Origin of the sequence: Sinorhizobium glycinis (assembly GCF_001651865.1) — a bacterium.
GTDB lineage: Bacteria > Pseudomonadota > Alphaproteobacteria > Rhizobiales > Rhizobiaceae > Sinorhizobium > Sinorhizobium glycinis.
On the sequence record NZ_LPUX01000053.1, the window covers coordinates 210,872 to 226,193 of the forward strand.

Annotated in this window: 11 protein-coding genes; 5 read left to right on the top strand and 6 right to left on the bottom strand. The window is 62.9% G+C overall.

What is annotated here, in order from left to right:
• Positions 1-53 precede the first annotated feature (53 nt).
• Both AU381_RS05955 and aspS read right to left on the bottom strand, forming a co-directional pair.
• Positions 54-434, bottom strand: coding sequence for a rhodanese-like domain-containing protein (locus tag AU381_RS05955; RefSeq protein WP_064240848.1), 381 nt, complete (start codon positions 432-434; stop codon positions 54-56).
• A 232-nt stretch (positions 435-666) separates the two neighbouring features.
• The gene (gene aspS, locus AU381_RS05960) at positions 667-2,454 is read right to left on the bottom strand and encodes an aspartate--tRNA ligase (protein ID WP_064240849.1); all 1,788 of its coding nucleotides are present in this window, start codon (positions 2,452-2,454) and stop codon (positions 667-669) included.
• A gap of 87 nt (positions 2,455-2,541) precedes the next feature.
• Here aspS and AU381_RS05965 point away from each other — a divergent pair, with 87 nt between their 5' ends.
• The 5 genes from AU381_RS05965 to AU381_RS05985 all read left to right on the top strand — a co-directional run bounded on the left by AU381_RS05965 (position 2,542) and on the right by AU381_RS05985 (position 9,465).
• Entirely contained in the window at positions 2,542-4,035 is a 1,494-nt protein-coding gene (locus AU381_RS05965; protein WP_342028724.1) for an MFS transporter, read from the top strand.
• A 74-nt stretch (positions 4,036-4,109) separates the two neighbouring features.
• The gene (locus AU381_RS05970; protein ID WP_064240851.1) at positions 4,110-5,510 is read left to right on the top strand and encodes a multicopper oxidase family protein; all 1,401 of its coding nucleotides are present in this window, start codon (positions 4,110-4,112) and stop codon (positions 5,508-5,510) included.
• A gap of 79 nt (positions 5,511-5,589) precedes the next feature.
• The gene (rnd, locus tag AU381_RS05975) at positions 5,590-6,741 is read left to right on the top strand and encodes a ribonuclease D (protein ID WP_064240852.1); all 1,152 of its coding nucleotides are present in this window, start codon (positions 5,590-5,592) and stop codon (positions 6,739-6,741) included.
• A 156-nt stretch (positions 6,742-6,897) separates the two neighbouring features.
• A complete protein-coding gene (locus AU381_RS05980) occupies positions 6,898-7,965 on the top strand; it encodes an adenylate/guanylate cyclase domain-containing protein (protein WP_064241828.1) in 1,068 nt (355 codons plus the stop codon).
• Between the two features lie 144 nt (positions 7,966-8,109).
• Positions 8,110-9,465: an esterase-like activity of phytase family protein gene (locus AU381_RS05985; protein ID WP_064240853.1), complete on the top strand. Its 1,356-nt coding sequence runs from the start codon at positions 8,110-8,112 to the stop codon at positions 9,463-9,465.
• A 57-nt stretch (positions 9,466-9,522) separates the two neighbouring features.
• On the opposite strand, the gene ppx is transcribed toward AU381_RS05985, so the two are convergent.
• From ppx to AU381_RS06005, 4 genes are all read right to left on the bottom strand, one after another.
• Positions 9,523-11,046, bottom strand: coding sequence for an exopolyphosphatase (gene ppx / locus AU381_RS05990; RefSeq protein ID WP_064240854.1), 1,524 nt, complete (start codon positions 11,044-11,046; stop codon positions 9,523-9,525).
• Between the two features lie 11 nt (positions 11,047-11,057).
• On the bottom strand, positions 11,058-13,244 hold the full coding sequence (locus AU381_RS05995; RefSeq protein ID WP_156528573.1) for an RNA degradosome polyphosphate kinase: 2,187 nt from the start codon (positions 13,242-13,244) through the stop codon (positions 11,058-11,060).
• Positions 13,245-13,308: 64 nt separating this feature from the next.
• Positions 13,309-13,998 carry a DnaA regulatory inactivator HdaA gene (hdaA, locus tag AU381_RS06000; protein ID WP_064240856.1) on the bottom strand — a complete coding sequence of 230 codons (690 nt, stop codon included), beginning with the start codon at positions 13,996-13,998 and terminating at the stop codon, positions 13,309-13,311.
• Positions 13,982-15,148, bottom strand: coding sequence for an AI-2E family transporter (locus AU381_RS06005; RefSeq protein WP_064240857.1), 1,167 nt, complete (start codon positions 15,146-15,148; stop codon positions 13,982-13,984). Before AU381_RS06005 ends, hdaA begins: the two co-directional genes overlap by 17 nt.
• Positions 15,149-15,322: the final 174 nt, after the last annotated feature.

A 15,322-nucleotide genomic window follows, 5' to 3' on the forward strand; every position in this document is an offset into this window, starting at 1 on the left:
GTTCATCGGCCGTGATTACGCGGAATGGTCAAGGCTCGACCACGGCTTCACCGTCACGCGGGTTCCGTATCGATACCGGCCTCCGCCAGTTCCTTGAAGCCACCGATGTTGAAAACCGTCGAATATCCCATATCCAGGAGTGTCTTGCCCGCAAGTGCCGAGCGGCCGCCCGAAGCACAATGCAGAAGGATGGTCTTGCCCTTCTGAAAGGCTGGGTTGTGGTACTGGCTTTCCGGGTCCGCTCGAAACTCCAGCATGCCCCGCGAGACGTTCACCGCCCCTTTGATCTTGCCGGTTTGCTGAACCTCTGTCGGGTCGCGGACGTCCACAATGAGCACGTCGCCGGAGCGCATCTTCTCGGCGGCTTCGTTAGGAGACAACTTCGGGACGGCACTATTTGCTTCCGCCAGCAAGTCCTTGACGTTCTTCACCATCATTTCCTCCAACCGGTGCGTTACCATGCAGCATCCGGGAGAAAGGAAGCGCCTTGAAAGAAACCCTGTCAAGGCGAGCTGGAATAACCCTTTTGGGGCGGAGCTGCAGGTATACCCCCCGACAGTCGGCTGGCCGACCTGACGGACTCCAATTTGGTTCCCACAACCAAAGAAAACCCGGCGAGATTTTCGCCGGGTTTTTCTGGCATCAGGGATTTGGCATCAGTGAAGCTTAGTCCTTCTTCTGCGGGATCGGCCGGATCGCCAGCTCCCGCAATTGCTCCGGTGTCGCGGGCGACGGCGCGCCCATCAGGAGATCGACCGCCTGCTGGTTCATCGGGAAAAGCGAGATCTCGCGCAGGTTCTTGGCGCCGACGAGCAGCATGACGATGCGGTCGATGCCGAAGGCCATGCCGCCATGTGGCGGGGCACCGTACTGGAAGGCGCGGTAAAGACCACCGAACTGACCTTCGACATCCGCCTGGCTGAGGCCGACATTCTCGAAAGCCTTGACCATGAGTTCCGGCGACTGGTTGCGGATCGAACCCGATGCGATCTCGAAGCCGTTGCAGACCATGTCGTATTGGAACGCCTTGATCGACAGCAGATCGTCGCCCGAGAGCGCCTTGAGCCCGCCCTGCGGCATCGAGAAGGGGTTGTGGGCGAAGTCGACGCGCTTCTCGTCCTCGTTCCATTCATAGAACGGGAAGTCGACGATCCAGCACAGTTCGAAGCGGTCGCGATCGACGAGGTTCAGCTCCTCGCCGGCCCTGGTGCGCGCCTCGCCGGCGAACTTGTAGAACTTGGCCGGCTCGCCGGCGACAAAGAAGCAGGCGTCGCCGTCCTCGAGGCCGAGCTGCGTGCGGATCGCATCGGTGCGCTCCTCGCCGATGTTCTTGGCAAGCGGTCCTGCCCCTTCGAGCTTCTCGCCTTCCTTGCGCCAGAAGATATAGCCGAGCCCCGGCTGGCCCTGGCTCTGCGCCCAGGCGTTCATGCGGTCGCAGAAGGCGCGGCTGCCGCCGGTCTTGGCCGGGATCGCCCAGATTTCCACCTTCGGGTTGGAGGCGATCATGTTGGCGAAGACCTTGAAGCCGGAGCCGGCGAAATGCTGGGTGACTTCCTGCATCTCGATCGGGTTGCGGAGGTCCGGCTTGTCGGAACCGTACTTGCGGATCGCCGTGTCGTAGGGGATGCGCGGGAACTTGTCGGTGACCGGCTTGCCGCCGGCGAAGTCCGCGAAGATCGCGCGGATCATTGGCTCCATCGTGTCCCAGACGTCTTCCTGCTCGACGAAGCTCATTTCGAGATCGAGCTGGTAGAACTCGCCGGGCAGCCGGTCGGCACGCGGGTCCTCGTCGCGGAAGCACGGCGCGATCTGGAAATAGCGGTCGAAACCGGCAACCATCAGCAGCTGCTTGTACTGCTGCGGCGCCTGCGGCAGCGCGTAGAAGGTGCCGGGATGAATGCGGCTCGGCACGAGGAAGTCGCGCGCGCCTTCCGGCGACGAGGCCGTCAGGATCGGCGTCGTATACTCGGTGAAGCCGATCTCGGTCATCCCCCGGCGCATGGCGCCGATGACCTCGGTGCGCTTGACGATGTTCCTGTGCAGCGTCTCGCGGCGGAGATCGAGGAAGCGATACTTGAGCCGCACGTCTTCCGGATACTCCGGCTCGCCGAAGACCGGCAGCGGCAACTCCTTGGCGGCCGATAACACCTCGATCTCGCGGGCATAGAGTTCGACCTCGCCGGTCGGCATGTTCTTGTTGACGGTGTCGTCGGTGCGGGCCTTCACCGTGCCATCGACACGGATGACCCACTCGCCGCGCACTGTTTCGGCCATCTTGAAGGCCGGCGAATCCGGATCGGCGACAACCTGAGTCATGCCGTAGTGATCGCGCAGGTCGATGAAGAGCACGCCGCCATGGTCGCGGACGCGGTGAACCCAGCCGGAAAGGCGAACGGTGGAGCCGACGTCCGACTTGCGGAGAGCGGCACAGGTGTGGCTGCGGTAACGGTGCATCGTCTAGTCCTGGAATTGCAGAAGGCCGCGCGAGGCTCGCCAAGGCGGGCGCGACGGCATAGCCAAAGTCGGGCGGAAAAGCGCATGATGCGCCGGATTTGTCAAGGCCGCGGCGCATGCCCGCCTGATCGGCGCTGTCCATCGTCACGCCGCGCGACACAGCGCGTCTCGGCGGACATTACGTTTCGGAAGGTCACAAATCGCTACTGTCCCCGCCTACCATGTATCGCTAAACAGAAGAGACCCCACCAGCCCACGAGTCGCCGCCGTAAAGCCGGATGCGCCATGTCCCAGATTCGCCCGCTCATCCCCCTCCTCCTCACCGCCGGCATCTTGATCGGCGGCAATGGGCTGCAGGGCACTTTCATATCCTTGCGGGCGCTCGAGGAAGGCTTTTCCACATCGCTGATCGGCCTCGTCGGCGCAGGCTATAATGTCGGCTTTGCGATCGGCTGCGTTTACGTGACCCGCATCCTCCGGTCGATCGGTCATATCCGTACCTTCTCAGCGATGGCGGCAATCGCCTCGGCGGCAGCGATCGCGATGGTGCTCGTCATCGAACCGGCTTTCTGGTTCCTGATGCGGCTCGTCGCCGGCATCTGCTTCGCCGGTCTCTTTGCAACGGTGGAAAGCTGGCTGAACGCCAGCGTCACCAATGCCAACCGGGCCCGCACCCTGTCGATCTACCGCCTGGTCGACCTCGGCTCGGTGACCGCCGCGCAATACTTGATTCCGGGCGTGGGGATCGGCGGCTTCGAGCTCTTCGCCATTATCTCCATGGCGCTGACTCTCTCGCTCGTGCCGATCTCCTTTGCCGACCGCTCAAGCCCCATCGCGCCGGAAGCGATCCGTTTCGACGTCAAGGCGCTCTGGAATATCTCTCCCCTTGCTACGATCGGCTGCATCGTGGTGGGGCTCACGAATGCCGCCTTCCGCTCGCTCGGACCGATCTATGCGCAGGAGATCGGGCTTTCGGTCACCGCCATTGCAACATTCATGAGCGCCGGCATCATCGGCGGCGTCGTGCTTCAATACCCGCTCGGGCATTACTCGGACCAGATCGACCGCCGGCTGATCATCCTGATCGCCACCTTCGGCTCACTCGTCGCGGGCCTCTTCCTCGCTTTCGGCGCCGGGAGCGACGAGTGGCTGAACTTCGCCGGCATCTTCGCCTTCGGCGCCTTCGCCATGCCGCTCTATTCGCTCTGTTCGGCCCATGCCAACGACCACGCGGCGGAAGGACAGCATGCGCTGGTCTCCGCCGGCATGCTGTTCTTCTGGTCGCTCGGCGCCATCATCGGACCGCTCTTCGCCTCCTTCCTGCTCGACCTCTTCGGGCCACGCGCGCTCTTCATCTATACCGCCGCCATCCTTTTTCTCTTCATGCTCTACACGCTCCAGCGCATGACGGCGCGCAAGCCTATACCGACCGATGAACGCTCCATGCCGTTCCGCAATCTGCTGCGCACCTCGTCCTTCTTCAACAAGCTGGCGGGCGGCAGCCAGCCGCAGCGAAATGGGCCGGAGCTGCGGCAAGATGCGCGATCGGATCGAATTGCTGAACGGGAGGATCAGGTTTAAAACGCGCCATTCCCAAGACCGCTGCAGGGCGAGGTCATCCGCCCTCCGCCTGGTCCTTTCGCAATGTGGACGCCATGACGCCGATGCTCAGCCGCCGCACTTTCCTTCAGGGCTCGGCCTTCCTTGGCGGCGCCTTTGCGCTCGGCGCCGGGCTCGCCGCACGCGCCGGTGCGGCGCCCGAAGCCCAGGTCCTCACGGCGCAACTGGCGCAGGCGCGGATCGCGGCCGACGGCATCACGCCTGTCATGACATACGGACTCGGCGACGCGCCCCATGCCGGCGTGCCGCCGGTCCTGAGGATGCGCAAGGGCGAAGCCTATGCGGCGCGGCTGGTGAACCGTCTCGACGAACCGACGACGGTCCACTGGCACGGCTTGCGGATCGGCAATGCGATGGACGGCGTGCCGGAGATGACCCAGCCCTACGTCTATCCCGGCGATCACTTCGACTATGTCTTCACCCCGCCCGACGCCGGAACCTTCTGGTACCATCCGCATTGCAACACGCTGACGCAGATGGGCCACGGGCTCACCGGAGTGATCGTCGTCGAAAACCCGGCAGACCCGATTTTCGACGCGGAATTCGTCCTTAACCTTCGCGACTGGCGGCTCGGCGCGGAGGGCAAGTTCATCGATCCGTTCAAACCCCGGGATGCGGCACGCGGCGGCACCTACGGAACGGTCAGAACTGCCAATTGGCAGCAGGAGCCCGGATATGATGCACCCGCCGGCGGGCTCGTTCGCGTCAGGATCGCCGCCACCGACGTGACGCGCATCTATACGATTGGTGTTGAGGGCGCTGAGGCAAAAGTGGTCGCGCTCGATGGCAATCCGGTGGATCATCCGTTCCTGCTCGACCGCCTGGACATCGGTCCGGGGCAGCGCGTCGACCTCGTCATGCGCATGCCGGGCAGCGAAGGGGCGCGGGCGACGCTCGGCAATTTCCGCGGCTCGAAACCGTGGACGATCGCAAGCCTGCGGGCGACCGGCCCTTCCCTGAAACGCGACCTTGGCGATGTCGCCCCCCTTCCGGCCAATCCGATCGCTAGAGCCGACCTGTCGACGGCGCAGCGGATTCCGCTCGAGCTCACGGCGACGGCCGAACACAAGGCGGTACCATCGGTCTGCGGTTCGCTCGGTTATACCTTCTGGGCGCTCAACAAGGTTCCGTGGCCGGGCGACACGCCCGACCCGATTGCACCGATCGAGGAACTGAAGCTCGGCAAAAGCTATGTGCTCGAGATCGCCAACCGCACCCCGCACGCGCACCCGATCCACCTGCATGGCTTGAGCTTCCGCATCCTCAGCTCGAACAAGCGGAGCTTTCTGCCGCCACCGACCGACACGATCCTGCTTCTGCCGGACGAGCAGGCGGAGGTGGCGCTTGTTGCCGACAATCTCGGCGACTGGGTGATCCACTGCCACATCATCGAACATCAAAAGACCGGAATGACCGGCTATTTCAGAATTATCTGACAATTTCGATTGAGACGGCCGCAGCGAAACTATAGAGGGAAGTTCAAGCCTCATTTTCGCCATAGTGATTTAAGCCCCGATGATTCAGACGACAGCAGAACTGGAGGCCGCCTGCCAAGAGCTGGCGCTCTCGAGCTACATTACGATCGATACGGAATTTCTGCGCGAGACCACGTTCTGGCCTGAACTCTGCCTGATCCAGATGGCCGGCCCCGACACGGCGGTGATCGTTGATCCGATGGCGCCGGGGATCGACCTCGCGCCGTTCTTCGCGCTGATGGCCAATGCCGACATCGTCAAGGTTTTCCATGCGGCGCGCCAGGACATCGAGATCATCCACCATCTCGGCAATCTCATTCCGCATCCGCTCTTCGACACGCAAGTTGCGGCCATGGTCTGCGGTTTCGGCGACAGCGTCTCCTATGACCAACTCGTCAGCCGCATCAAGAACGTGCAGATCGACAAGTCGTCGCGCTTCACCGACTGGAGCCGCCGGCCCCTCACCGACAAGCAGCTGGAATATGCGCTGGCCGACGTGACGCATCTCAGGGACGTCTACCACTACCTGAAAGCGGAGCTCGAACGAGAAGGACGCTCCTCCTGGCTCGCCGAGGAAATGGCGATTCTGGAGAGCCGCGAGACCTACGACCTCCATCCGGAGAATGCCTGGCAGCGTCTGAAGATGCGCGTCAGAAAGCCGATCGAGCTGGCGGTTCTACAGAAGATCGCCGCCTGGCGCGAGCGCGAAGCGCGGGCGCGCAACGTGCCGCGCGGCCGGATCATCAAGGACGATGCGATCTACGAGATTGCCCAGCAGCAGCCGAAGGACGCGGAGGCGCTTGGCCGGCTGAGGACCATTCCGAAGGGATGGGAGCGCTCCGCTGCGGGCGCTGCAATCGTCGACGCGGTGACCGAGGCCCTGGCGATCCCGAAGGCCGAACTGCCGCGCCTGCCGCGGCAGAATCATACGCCGGAGGGCGCTGCCGCAGCGGTCGAGATGCTGAAGGTGCTCTTGAAGCTCATATCCGAGAAGGAAGGCGTGGCGGCCAAGATCATCGCCAGCAGCGACGATCTCGACCGGATCGCCGCCGAGGGCGAAAAGGCCGACGTCGCCGCGCTGCACGGGTGGCGCCGCGAGCTGTTCGGCGAGATGGCGCTGAAGCTCATCAATGGCGAGGTGGCGCTGCGCTTTGTCGGAAAGAAAATCGAGGCGATGGAAATCGCCGGTTGAACGGCTGCAGCCGCCAACACCTTTCCGCCCGAATCCGACCTTAGCCAACAGGAAGCAAGAGGCTGATTCGGCAACCGCCAGATCAGACATTTCCACTATGCTGCGGTTCGGTCCGGCACCGCGGCTACTCCTATGTTCTCATCCGAGGCCTGCCGCATGCGGTGGAGATTTTCCACGCTCGAGTTCACACTCCTGATGCTGATCGTGGCCGGCAGCGGCGTGGGCTATGCCTGGGCCGTTTACGGCGACGGCTCGCTGATCGGCGCGACCTATGCAGTCTTCATCCGCATGCCGATCCTTGCCTTTGAACGGCACATCATATTCCGCCGTCTCTACCGGAAAATTCACAGCCTGCCGACCCCGGGCTTTCTGCTGTCGTCGGTGGCGGTCTATTTCGCCATCGAGAATATCGGGTTTGCGGCAGCGGGTGTGGTTCTACAGCTGACGGGCCTCCTGCAGCAGAGTTGGAGCGAGGCGATGGTCCCGTCCTTCGATGCGCTCCTTTATGCACTCGTCGTTTCCGGGCCGATCATCTTCGTCCTGCGGGTGCGGGAACTGCTCGGCCGCAATGTCTTCCTGAGCCTCCTGACCGGTCGCTACCGCAAACCCGTGCAAGAGGAGCGTGTCTTCCTGTTCATCGATCTCGTCGGCTCGACATCCTTTGCCGAGCGCTTCGGCGATCTCAAGACACAGGAATATCTCGGAAAACTGTTTGCAACCATGGCCGATCCGGTGCTGCGCCACCGCGGCTCCATCGACGATTACATCGGCGACTCCGTGATCATCAGCTGGCCCTTCGACCGTGCGGTGGCGGATGCCGCCTGCATTCGCTGCGTGTTCGATATTTTTGATCAGATCGAAGCGGATACCAGCCGCTGGCGCAAGGCCTATGGCGAGGTTCCCCGTCTTCGCGCCGCGCTCCACGGCGGTACGATCATTGCCGCGGAGATCGGTGTCGACAGACACAAGATCACCTATTTCGGAGACACGGTGAACATGACGGCGCGTCTTGAGGGCCTCTGCCGGACACTTGACCGGCAGGTGCTGATTTCCGCCGATCTTTTGCGGCGCATGCGCCTCCCCACCTTCGTGCGAAGCGAAGATCTGGGCGAACACGAGGTCAAGGGCCGAGGTCAGAAGCTCGGAGTGTTTTCGCTTCACGCCGGCCTGCTGGGGTCGAGGGGGCCACGCATGGGCAACCATCATCGGTCGCCCGCCAAGTGACCTGACTGCCCTTCGGAGAAACCCGGTTGCGACGGTAACTGGCTGTCATCAAAGCTTCATCGGGCTGTAAAGCAAGTATCAAGCAACCGTCATCAAAGCCGCCTATCGGGGATCGGTTCCGACCTCCAACCCAGGGTGAACTTGATGACGAAATCCGTTCTTACCGTCGCCATGACTTTGTTGATGGCGACGACCGCACTCGCCGAGGAGAAGGCCTTTCCGGCGACGCTGAAGGCGCATGCCATCCTTCCCGCCAATACGATCATTGCTGCCCCGGCCGATGCGGCCGATTATCTCAAGACCTCGGGCAAGTTCTCGACTGCAGATCGCAAGCGCGCGGCGGAATTGGGCAGCGTCCCGGGCAAGGACGGCGTTCGCCTGACCGGCCTGTCCCTCCCCTTCAACGGCCAGCCGATGCAGGGCTTCTCCGGCATAAAGGCGATGCCGGACGGCACCTTCTGGAGCCTCTCGGACAACGGCTTCGGCAACAAGCTCAATTCGACCGACGCCGTGCTGATGCTCCATCACCTGAAGATCGACTGGGACGCAGGCAAAGTCGAAGCCTTGGAGACCATCTTCCTCTCCGATCCCGACCGCAAGGCTCCCTTCCCGATCGTCATGGAAGGCTCCCCGGTGCGCTATCTGACCGGCGGAGACTTCGACGTCGAGTCCATTCAGCCGGTCGCCGACGGCTTCTGGGTCGGCGAGGAGTTCGGTCCCTATATCTTGAAGTTCGACACGAACGGAAGGCTTACCGACGCGATCCCCACTGCAGTCGACGGCCAGACGGTCCTCTCGCCGGACAACCCGACACTGGCTCTGCAGGCGGACCCATCCAAGAAGACGCCAGCCTTCAACCTCAAGCGCTCCGGTGGCTATGAAGGTCTGGCGCTGTCCAAGGACGGCACCAAGCTCTACGGGCTTCTCGAAGGACCGATCTGGACGGATGGCGAGACCGTAGAGCAGGCGGATGGCCGTCCGGCGCTCCGCATCATCGAGCTCGATGCCGCAGCCAAAACCTGGACTGGACGCAGCTGGCTCTATCCGCTTGCCGAAGGCGGTGAGGCGATCGGCGACTTCAACATGCTCGACGAAAGAACGGCGCTGGTGATCGAGCGCGACAACGGCGCCGGCACCGTCGACAAGGCCTGCGCCGACCCCAAGGATCCGAAGCCGGATTGCTTTGCAGTCGGATCGAAGCTTAAGCGTGTCTACAAAATTGAGATGACCGAGGAAAACGTCGGCAAGGCCGCGCGCAAGATCGGCTACATCGATCTCCTGAAGATAGCCGATCCGGACAAGCGGAAGCGCCAGGGCGGTGGCGATCGCTATTATGACATGCCTTTCGTCACCATCGAGAACGTCGATCGCGTGGACGGAACGCATATCATCGTCGGCAACGACAACAACCTGCCCTTCTCCGCCGGCCGCGCGCTCGACAAGGCAGACGACAACGAATTCGTGCTGCTCGAAGTCGGCGAGTTCCTCAAGGCCGAATAGCCGTAATGGTCGCGCGTGGAAAACCTCGCGCGACCATCGCTCCACGATTGACGGCGATCAGCCCTCGAAGTGGAAAGCGAGTTTCTTGCCCGTCAGCCGGCTGAGCTGCTGCAGGCGGCCGTCGAGGCGTTCGCCCTCGAAATCGAGATAAGCCGCGGGCACCACGAATTCGAGGTCGACATCTGGCCGCGACGACTGTCGCAGGGTGAGATGGCGGGCGACGCCCGGCATGGAGGCGGAGAAGAGATAGGCAACCCGCAACAGCCCGCCGAGCAGCTTCCCCAGTTCGAGGAGGCGTGGCGTGGTGATGCCGGCGAGAGGGCCGGTGGCGCCGTCGTCGTTGAGCCCCTCGAACCGATAGTAGTTGGCTAGTGCGATGTAAGCCCGGCCGGCATGTGTAATGCCGGTGAAGGCGGAGTGGGCGATGATATTCAGCGCCTGGAGGCCGCGATAATCCGGATGCGCCCGCCAGCTTATGTCCGCCAGCAGGCAGGCGGCCTCGCGATAGCGGCGCTCCTCCTCGGTTTCCTCGATGCCGAAGTGGGGCACCATCCGACCGGTCCACTCGGCGAGCTCGCGCGCATGTTCCGGCGAACGGGCGCGCAGGATGGCGATTTCGTCGGCCGCGGTGAGCAGCGGGTCCTGCAGCCGCTCCTCATCGGAAAGCAGCGAGTAAAGATAACCTTCGCGAACACCGAGCGCCGAAAAGGAGATGCGCTCGGGGCGCATGATCGAGATCGCCTCCTGCATCGTCACGGCGCCGAACGGCAAGAGGCTACGACGGCTCTTGGAAATCGTTGCAAAAGCAGAGGGTCTCAAGGTCTTGGGCTCGATCACCTCCGCCAGGATCGCCATCGCCTCGTCATAGGAGATCTCGTAACCCTGCATCATATGCAGCGGGTAGTCGCGCGTTTCCATCTGCAGCTTGGCGATCGAACGCCAGGTTCCGCCGACGGCGTAGAAGGTGCGGCCGGTACCCCTCCTCAGGACGTCCGCACCCTTCATGAACTTCCGCACCCATGCGCGCGCCCGGCTCAAGGAGCCGTTGCTGTGTTCGAAGAGCCGGATGCCGCCGAGCGGCAGGGTTATCCCGTTGCCGATGCGCCGGCCCTCGACTTCGACCAGTTCGAGCGAGCCGCCGCCAAGGTCACCGACGACGCCGTCCGGGTCGTGATAGCCGCTGACGACCCCCATGGCGGAATAATAGGCTTCCTCCTCGCCGGTCAGGATCCGCACTCTCTGGTCGAGAATGGCTTCCGCCTTCTCGATGAAGGCTGCGCCGTTCGAAGCCTCGCGCGCCGCGGCCGTTGCCAGCACATACATCTGCGTGGCGCGCGCCTGGTCGGACAGCGCACGAAAGCGGTGCAGGGCCTTCAGCGCCCGCTTAACGCTCTCCTCCTCCATCCGGCCGGTTGCGTCGATGCCCTTGCCGAGGCCGCACATCACCTTTTCATTGAAGAGCACCGCCGGGGCGCGACTGAGCCCCTCGTAGACGACGAGGCGAATCGAGTTCGAGCCGATGTCCACGACGGACACCGGGCGGATGCCGGGCAGACGCCCCTGCGCTTCAGATTCGACCATGCGATTCCAGTTTACTTGCGCCAGCCGCTTTTCCAGCCGGCAATCAGCTTCGGTGCACTGGACTTCAGGGCCTCACCCCGGCCCGAGAGGCTGGGATTGGTCATGAAATAATGCTGCGCGTTGAACGGCTCGGCATCCTTGCCGACTTCCATGCGGCGCGAAGTGCCGTCGGGAAGGATTTCGTAGCTCTGCTGGTTGTCGATGAGATTGCCCAGCATGATCTGCGAAAGAACCTGTTCGTGCACAGTCCGGTTGATGAGAGGCACGAGCGTCTCGACCCGCCGGTCCAGATTGCGCGGCATCATATCCGCCGAACCGATATAGACAAGCGCATTTTCCGAAGGCAGCCCGTGGCCGTTGCCGAAGCAGAATATCCGGGAATGCTCGAGGAAGCGGCCAACGATGGACTTGACACGGATATTGTCGGAAAGACCCGGCACCTGCGGACGCAGGCAGCAAATGCCGCGAACAACGAGATCGATCTCGACGCCTGCGCGGCTGGCCTCATAGAGAGCGTCGATGATCTCCGGATCGACGAGCGAGTTCATCTTCATCCAGATCGCCGCCGGCCGGCCCGCTTCGGCATGCGCGATCTCTTCGTCGATGTGCTTGAGGATACGCGGACGCAGCGTGTGCGGGGAGACCGCCAGCTTCATCCCCGCCTCCGGCTCGCCATAGCCGGTGATGAAGTTGAAGATGTTGGCCATATCGTGGGCGATCACCGGATTGCAGGTGAAGAAGGAGAGGTCCGTATAGATTTTCGCGGTGACCGGGTGATAGTTGCCGGTGCCGAGATGGCAATAGGTGCGGAGCTTGCCTTCCTCGCGACGCACCACCATCGACATTTTCGAGTGCGTCTTCAACTCTATGAAGCCGAAGACCACCTGGACGCCGGCGCGCTCGAGATCGCGCGCCCAGCGGATGTTCGCCTCCTCGTCGAACCTGGCCTTGAGCTCGACAAGCGCGGTCACCGACTTGCCGGACTCGGCAGCGTCGACCAGGGCGCGGACGATCGGGCTGTCGTTGGAGGTCCGGTAGAGCGTCTGCTTGATCGCCAGCACGTCCGGGTCGCGCGCCGCCTGCAGCAGGAACTGCACCACGACGTCGAAGGACTCGTAAGGATGATGGACGACCATGTCCTTCTCGCGGATCGCGGCGAGGCAATCGCCGCCATGCTCGCGGACACGCTCCGGGAAGCGCGGGTTATAGGGCTCGAAACGCAGATCCTCGCGCGGCGCCTTGGTGATTTCGGACAGCGTGTTGAGCGCGAGCAGCCCCGGTAGCACCGCGACCCGGTTATCGGGAACGCCGAGCTCGTGGACGACGAACTGGCGGAGCGACGCGGGCATCTCGGAATCGGTCTCGATGCGGATCACCGACCCGCGGCGGCGGCGTTTGAGCGCGGTCTCGAACAGGCGGACCAGGTCTTCGGCCTCTTCCTCTACTTCGATATCGCTGTCGCGGATGATGCGGAACGTACCCGAACCCTGAACTTCGTAGCCCGGGAAAAGGCGGTCGATGAACTGGCCGACGACATCTTCAAGGGTGATGTAACGGATGACGTTCTTGACGTCCGGCAGGCGCACGAACCGGTCGAGCGCCACCGGCAGGCGCAGGAGCGCCGTCATCGGCTCGCGGCCGGTCTTGCTGACGAGCTGCAGGCCGATCGAGAAGCCGAGATTGGGGATGAACGGAAACGGATGCGCCGGGTCGATCGAAAGCGGCGTGAGCACCGGAAAGATCGACTGGTCGAATTCATTGGCAAGCCAGCTTCTGTCCTGGGCGGACAAGGAAGCGGGCCGAACGACGAGGATATCCTCCTTGGCGAGATATTGCTGCAGGACGGCGAGCGAGGCCTGCTGCTCCATCTGGAGATTGTCGATCTCCTTCAGGATCTCGTCGAGTTGCTCGGCCGGCGTCTTGCCGTCGGGGCTGCGCAGCGAAAGTCCCGATCGCACCTGCCCCTCAAGGCCGGCGACGCGGACCATGAAGAATTCATCGAGGTTGGCGGCCGAAATCGACAGGAAGCGGATGCGCTCGAGGAGCGGATGCGCGGTGTTCAACGTTTCCTCGAGCACCCGGCGGTTGAACTGCAGCCAGGAGAATTCGCGGTTGATGAAGCGCTCGGGGCTCGTCAGAAGGTCAAGCTGCTCCGCGGGCGCCTTTTGTTCTGTAATTGCAGACGTCGCGTTATCCATGCCCATCAGACCCCATTGCTCCGGATGAACGAGCTATCCCAGTTTGACGACGGAACTGTGACAGTCAATCGGAGGCGCAGGCATTTGCAAGGTCTTCCAACACTTCCGTCGCCAGAGCACGCGTCAACCGGGTTCCGCGGGCAAGCGCGACATGATCCAGCCGCTCGACGATCGTCTGCGCCGCTTCCAGGGAGCGTTCCATCCGGGTAACTATATAGGCCACCAGGCGCTCGTCGACGAGAAGCTGGCGATCGGCGAACAGCTTGAAGAGCACCTGGGTCAGCAGTTCGTCGTCCGGCTCGCCGATCTCGACGACGGTGGAGGCCCTCAGGCGTGACTTGAGATCCGGAAGCGTCACCGGCCAGGACATCGGCCACAGCCGCGAGGTCATGAGCAAGGCCGTACCGTTCTGGCGGACGCTGTTGATGACATGGAAAAGCGCCGTATCGTCGAAACCCTGCCGGTCGACATCCTCGAAGAGCACCGGCCTGGCGGCGGCGATGTCGGCGGCATTCGAGCCGCCGACGGGGTGGATCGTCTCGGCGCCGGACCTCTCGCGCCAGATGCTGGCGAGGTGCGACTTGCCGGAACCCACCGGTCCGGCGATGATGACGACCGGCGACGGCCAAGCCGGCCAGTGGTCGACGATCGCGATGGCCGCGCTCAGGCGATCGGAAACGAGCAGATCCTCCCGGCCGGTTGCCGGATCATGGCCGAAGACGAGCGGCAGTTGTTCGTTACGGCGTCTGGTCATGCTTTGCCCTGGAGGATGGCATGTGTCGGTCGGGCTCCTGGCCCTCCGACTGCTGGTTCGCGGCCGTCCTGTGCCCGTGATATAGGTCGCTATCAAGGTATCGCTGGATGCCGAAGCGGACAAGGACGCCGATCGCGGCGGCCGCCGGCACCGCGACGAGCAGGCCGACGAAACCGAAAAGCGCTCCGAAGGCAAGCAGAGCGAACATCAGCCAGACGGGATGGAGGCCAACGCTCTTGCCGACCAGCTTCGGCTGGAGAATGTTGCCTTCGAGAAACTGGCCGGTGAAGAAGACGGCAAGGACGAGCAGGATCCAGACATAATCGGGCCAGAACTGGACGATCGCCACGCCAACGGCGAGCACGAGACCGACCAGCGAACCGACATAGGGGATGAAGCTGATCATCCCGGCAAAAAAGCCGATCAGCAGGCCGAAATTGAGCCCGACGAGCGACAGACCGACGGCGTAGTAGACGCCCAGTATGAGGCACAGGGAACCCTGGCCGCGCACGAACCCGGCAATCGTCGTGTTCATGTCGCGGGCGATCTGGCGCACGACGTCGACATGGTCGCGCGGCACCCAGCTATCCACCTTCTCGACCATGTGGTCCCAGTCGAGCAACAGATAGAAGGCGACGACCGGGGTGATGATGAAGAGCGACAGGATATCCAGCAGGGCCATGCCCGAATTCCAGAGCTGCTGGAACAAGGTGCCGAGAAAGGCCGCCCCCTGCTCCAGGAGCTTGGCCGAATTCTGCTTGATCGCCGCCATTTGAGCTTCGAGCCAGTCGGGCACGAGCGTCGACTGGGTGGTATCCGCCACAAAGGCCTGGAGTCTCGCGACATAGCCGGGCATCTTCTGGATGAAGTCGGCGGCTTGCGTGAAAATCAGCGGTATGATGATGATCATCGACAGCGCGAAGAGGACGATGAAGGCGACGAGAATGGCGATCGTCGCCATCAGGCGGCTGAGGCCAAGGCGTTGCAGCCGGTCGGCTACGGGATCGAGGAAATAGGCAAGTGCCATGCCGGCGAGAAACGGCAGGAGGATGGAACTGAAGACCATCAGGAAGGCGATGAAGGCGGCAAGCACGAGCAGCCAGAAGAAAATCTGGCGCTGAAGTCCCAAACTGCTGACCCGATTGCCCATGGCGTTCCCCGTCGCGCGTCCGGCGCATAGCGCCGCGCGTCTCTTCGCCCGACGAGATAGGGCGCTGCGCGCACGAAGGTCAAGCCCGAAGCCCCAATCCGCTCCCTTGGCGTCTGCGGGCAATGTGAGAAAAGCAAAAACGTGAAAAAAGGCCGCAACGCCCGGCCTCTCCGC

Bases quoted from the DNA above. Each gene is read 5' to 3' on its own strand.
- AU381_RS05985 (WP_064240853.1), top strand. From the start codon at position 8,110: ATGACGAAATCCGTTCTTACCGTCGCCATGACTTTGTTGATGGCGACG.
- AU381_RS05955 (WP_064240848.1), bottom strand. From the start codon at position 434: ATGGTGAAGAACGTCAAGGACTTGCTGGCGGAAGCAAATAGTGCCGTC.
- hdaA (WP_064240856.1), bottom strand. From the start codon at position 13,998: ATGACCAGACGCCGTAACGAACAACTGCCGCTCGTCTTCGGCCATGAT.
- rnd (WP_064240852.1), top strand. From the start codon at position 5,590: ATGATTCAGACGACAGCAGAACTGGAGGCCGCCTGCCAAGAGCTGGCG.
- aspS (WP_064240849.1), bottom strand. From the start codon at position 2,454: ATGCACCGTTACCGCAGCCACACCTGTGCCGCTCTCCGCAAGTCGGAC.
- AU381_RS06005 (WP_064240857.1), bottom strand. From the start codon at position 15,148: ATGGGCAATCGGGTCAGCAGTTTGGGACTTCAGCGCCAGATTTTCTTC.
- AU381_RS05965 (WP_342028724.1), top strand. From the start codon at position 2,542: ATGCGCCGGATTTGTCAAGGCCGCGGCGCATGCCCGCCTGATCGGCGC.
- AU381_RS05970 (WP_064240851.1), top strand. From the start codon at position 4,110: ATGACGCCGATGCTCAGCCGCCGCACTTTCCTTCAGGGCTCGGCCTTC.
- ppx (WP_064240854.1), bottom strand. From the start codon at position 11,046: ATGGTCGAATCTGAAGCGCAGGGGCGTCTGCCCGGCATCCGCCCGGTG.
- AU381_RS05980 (WP_064241828.1), top strand. From the start codon at position 6,898: ATGCGGTGGAGATTTTCCACGCTCGAGTTCACACTCCTGATGCTGATC.
- AU381_RS05995 (WP_156528573.1), bottom strand. From the start codon at position 13,244: ATGGATAACGCGACGTCTGCAATTACAGAACAAAAGGCGCCCGCGGAG.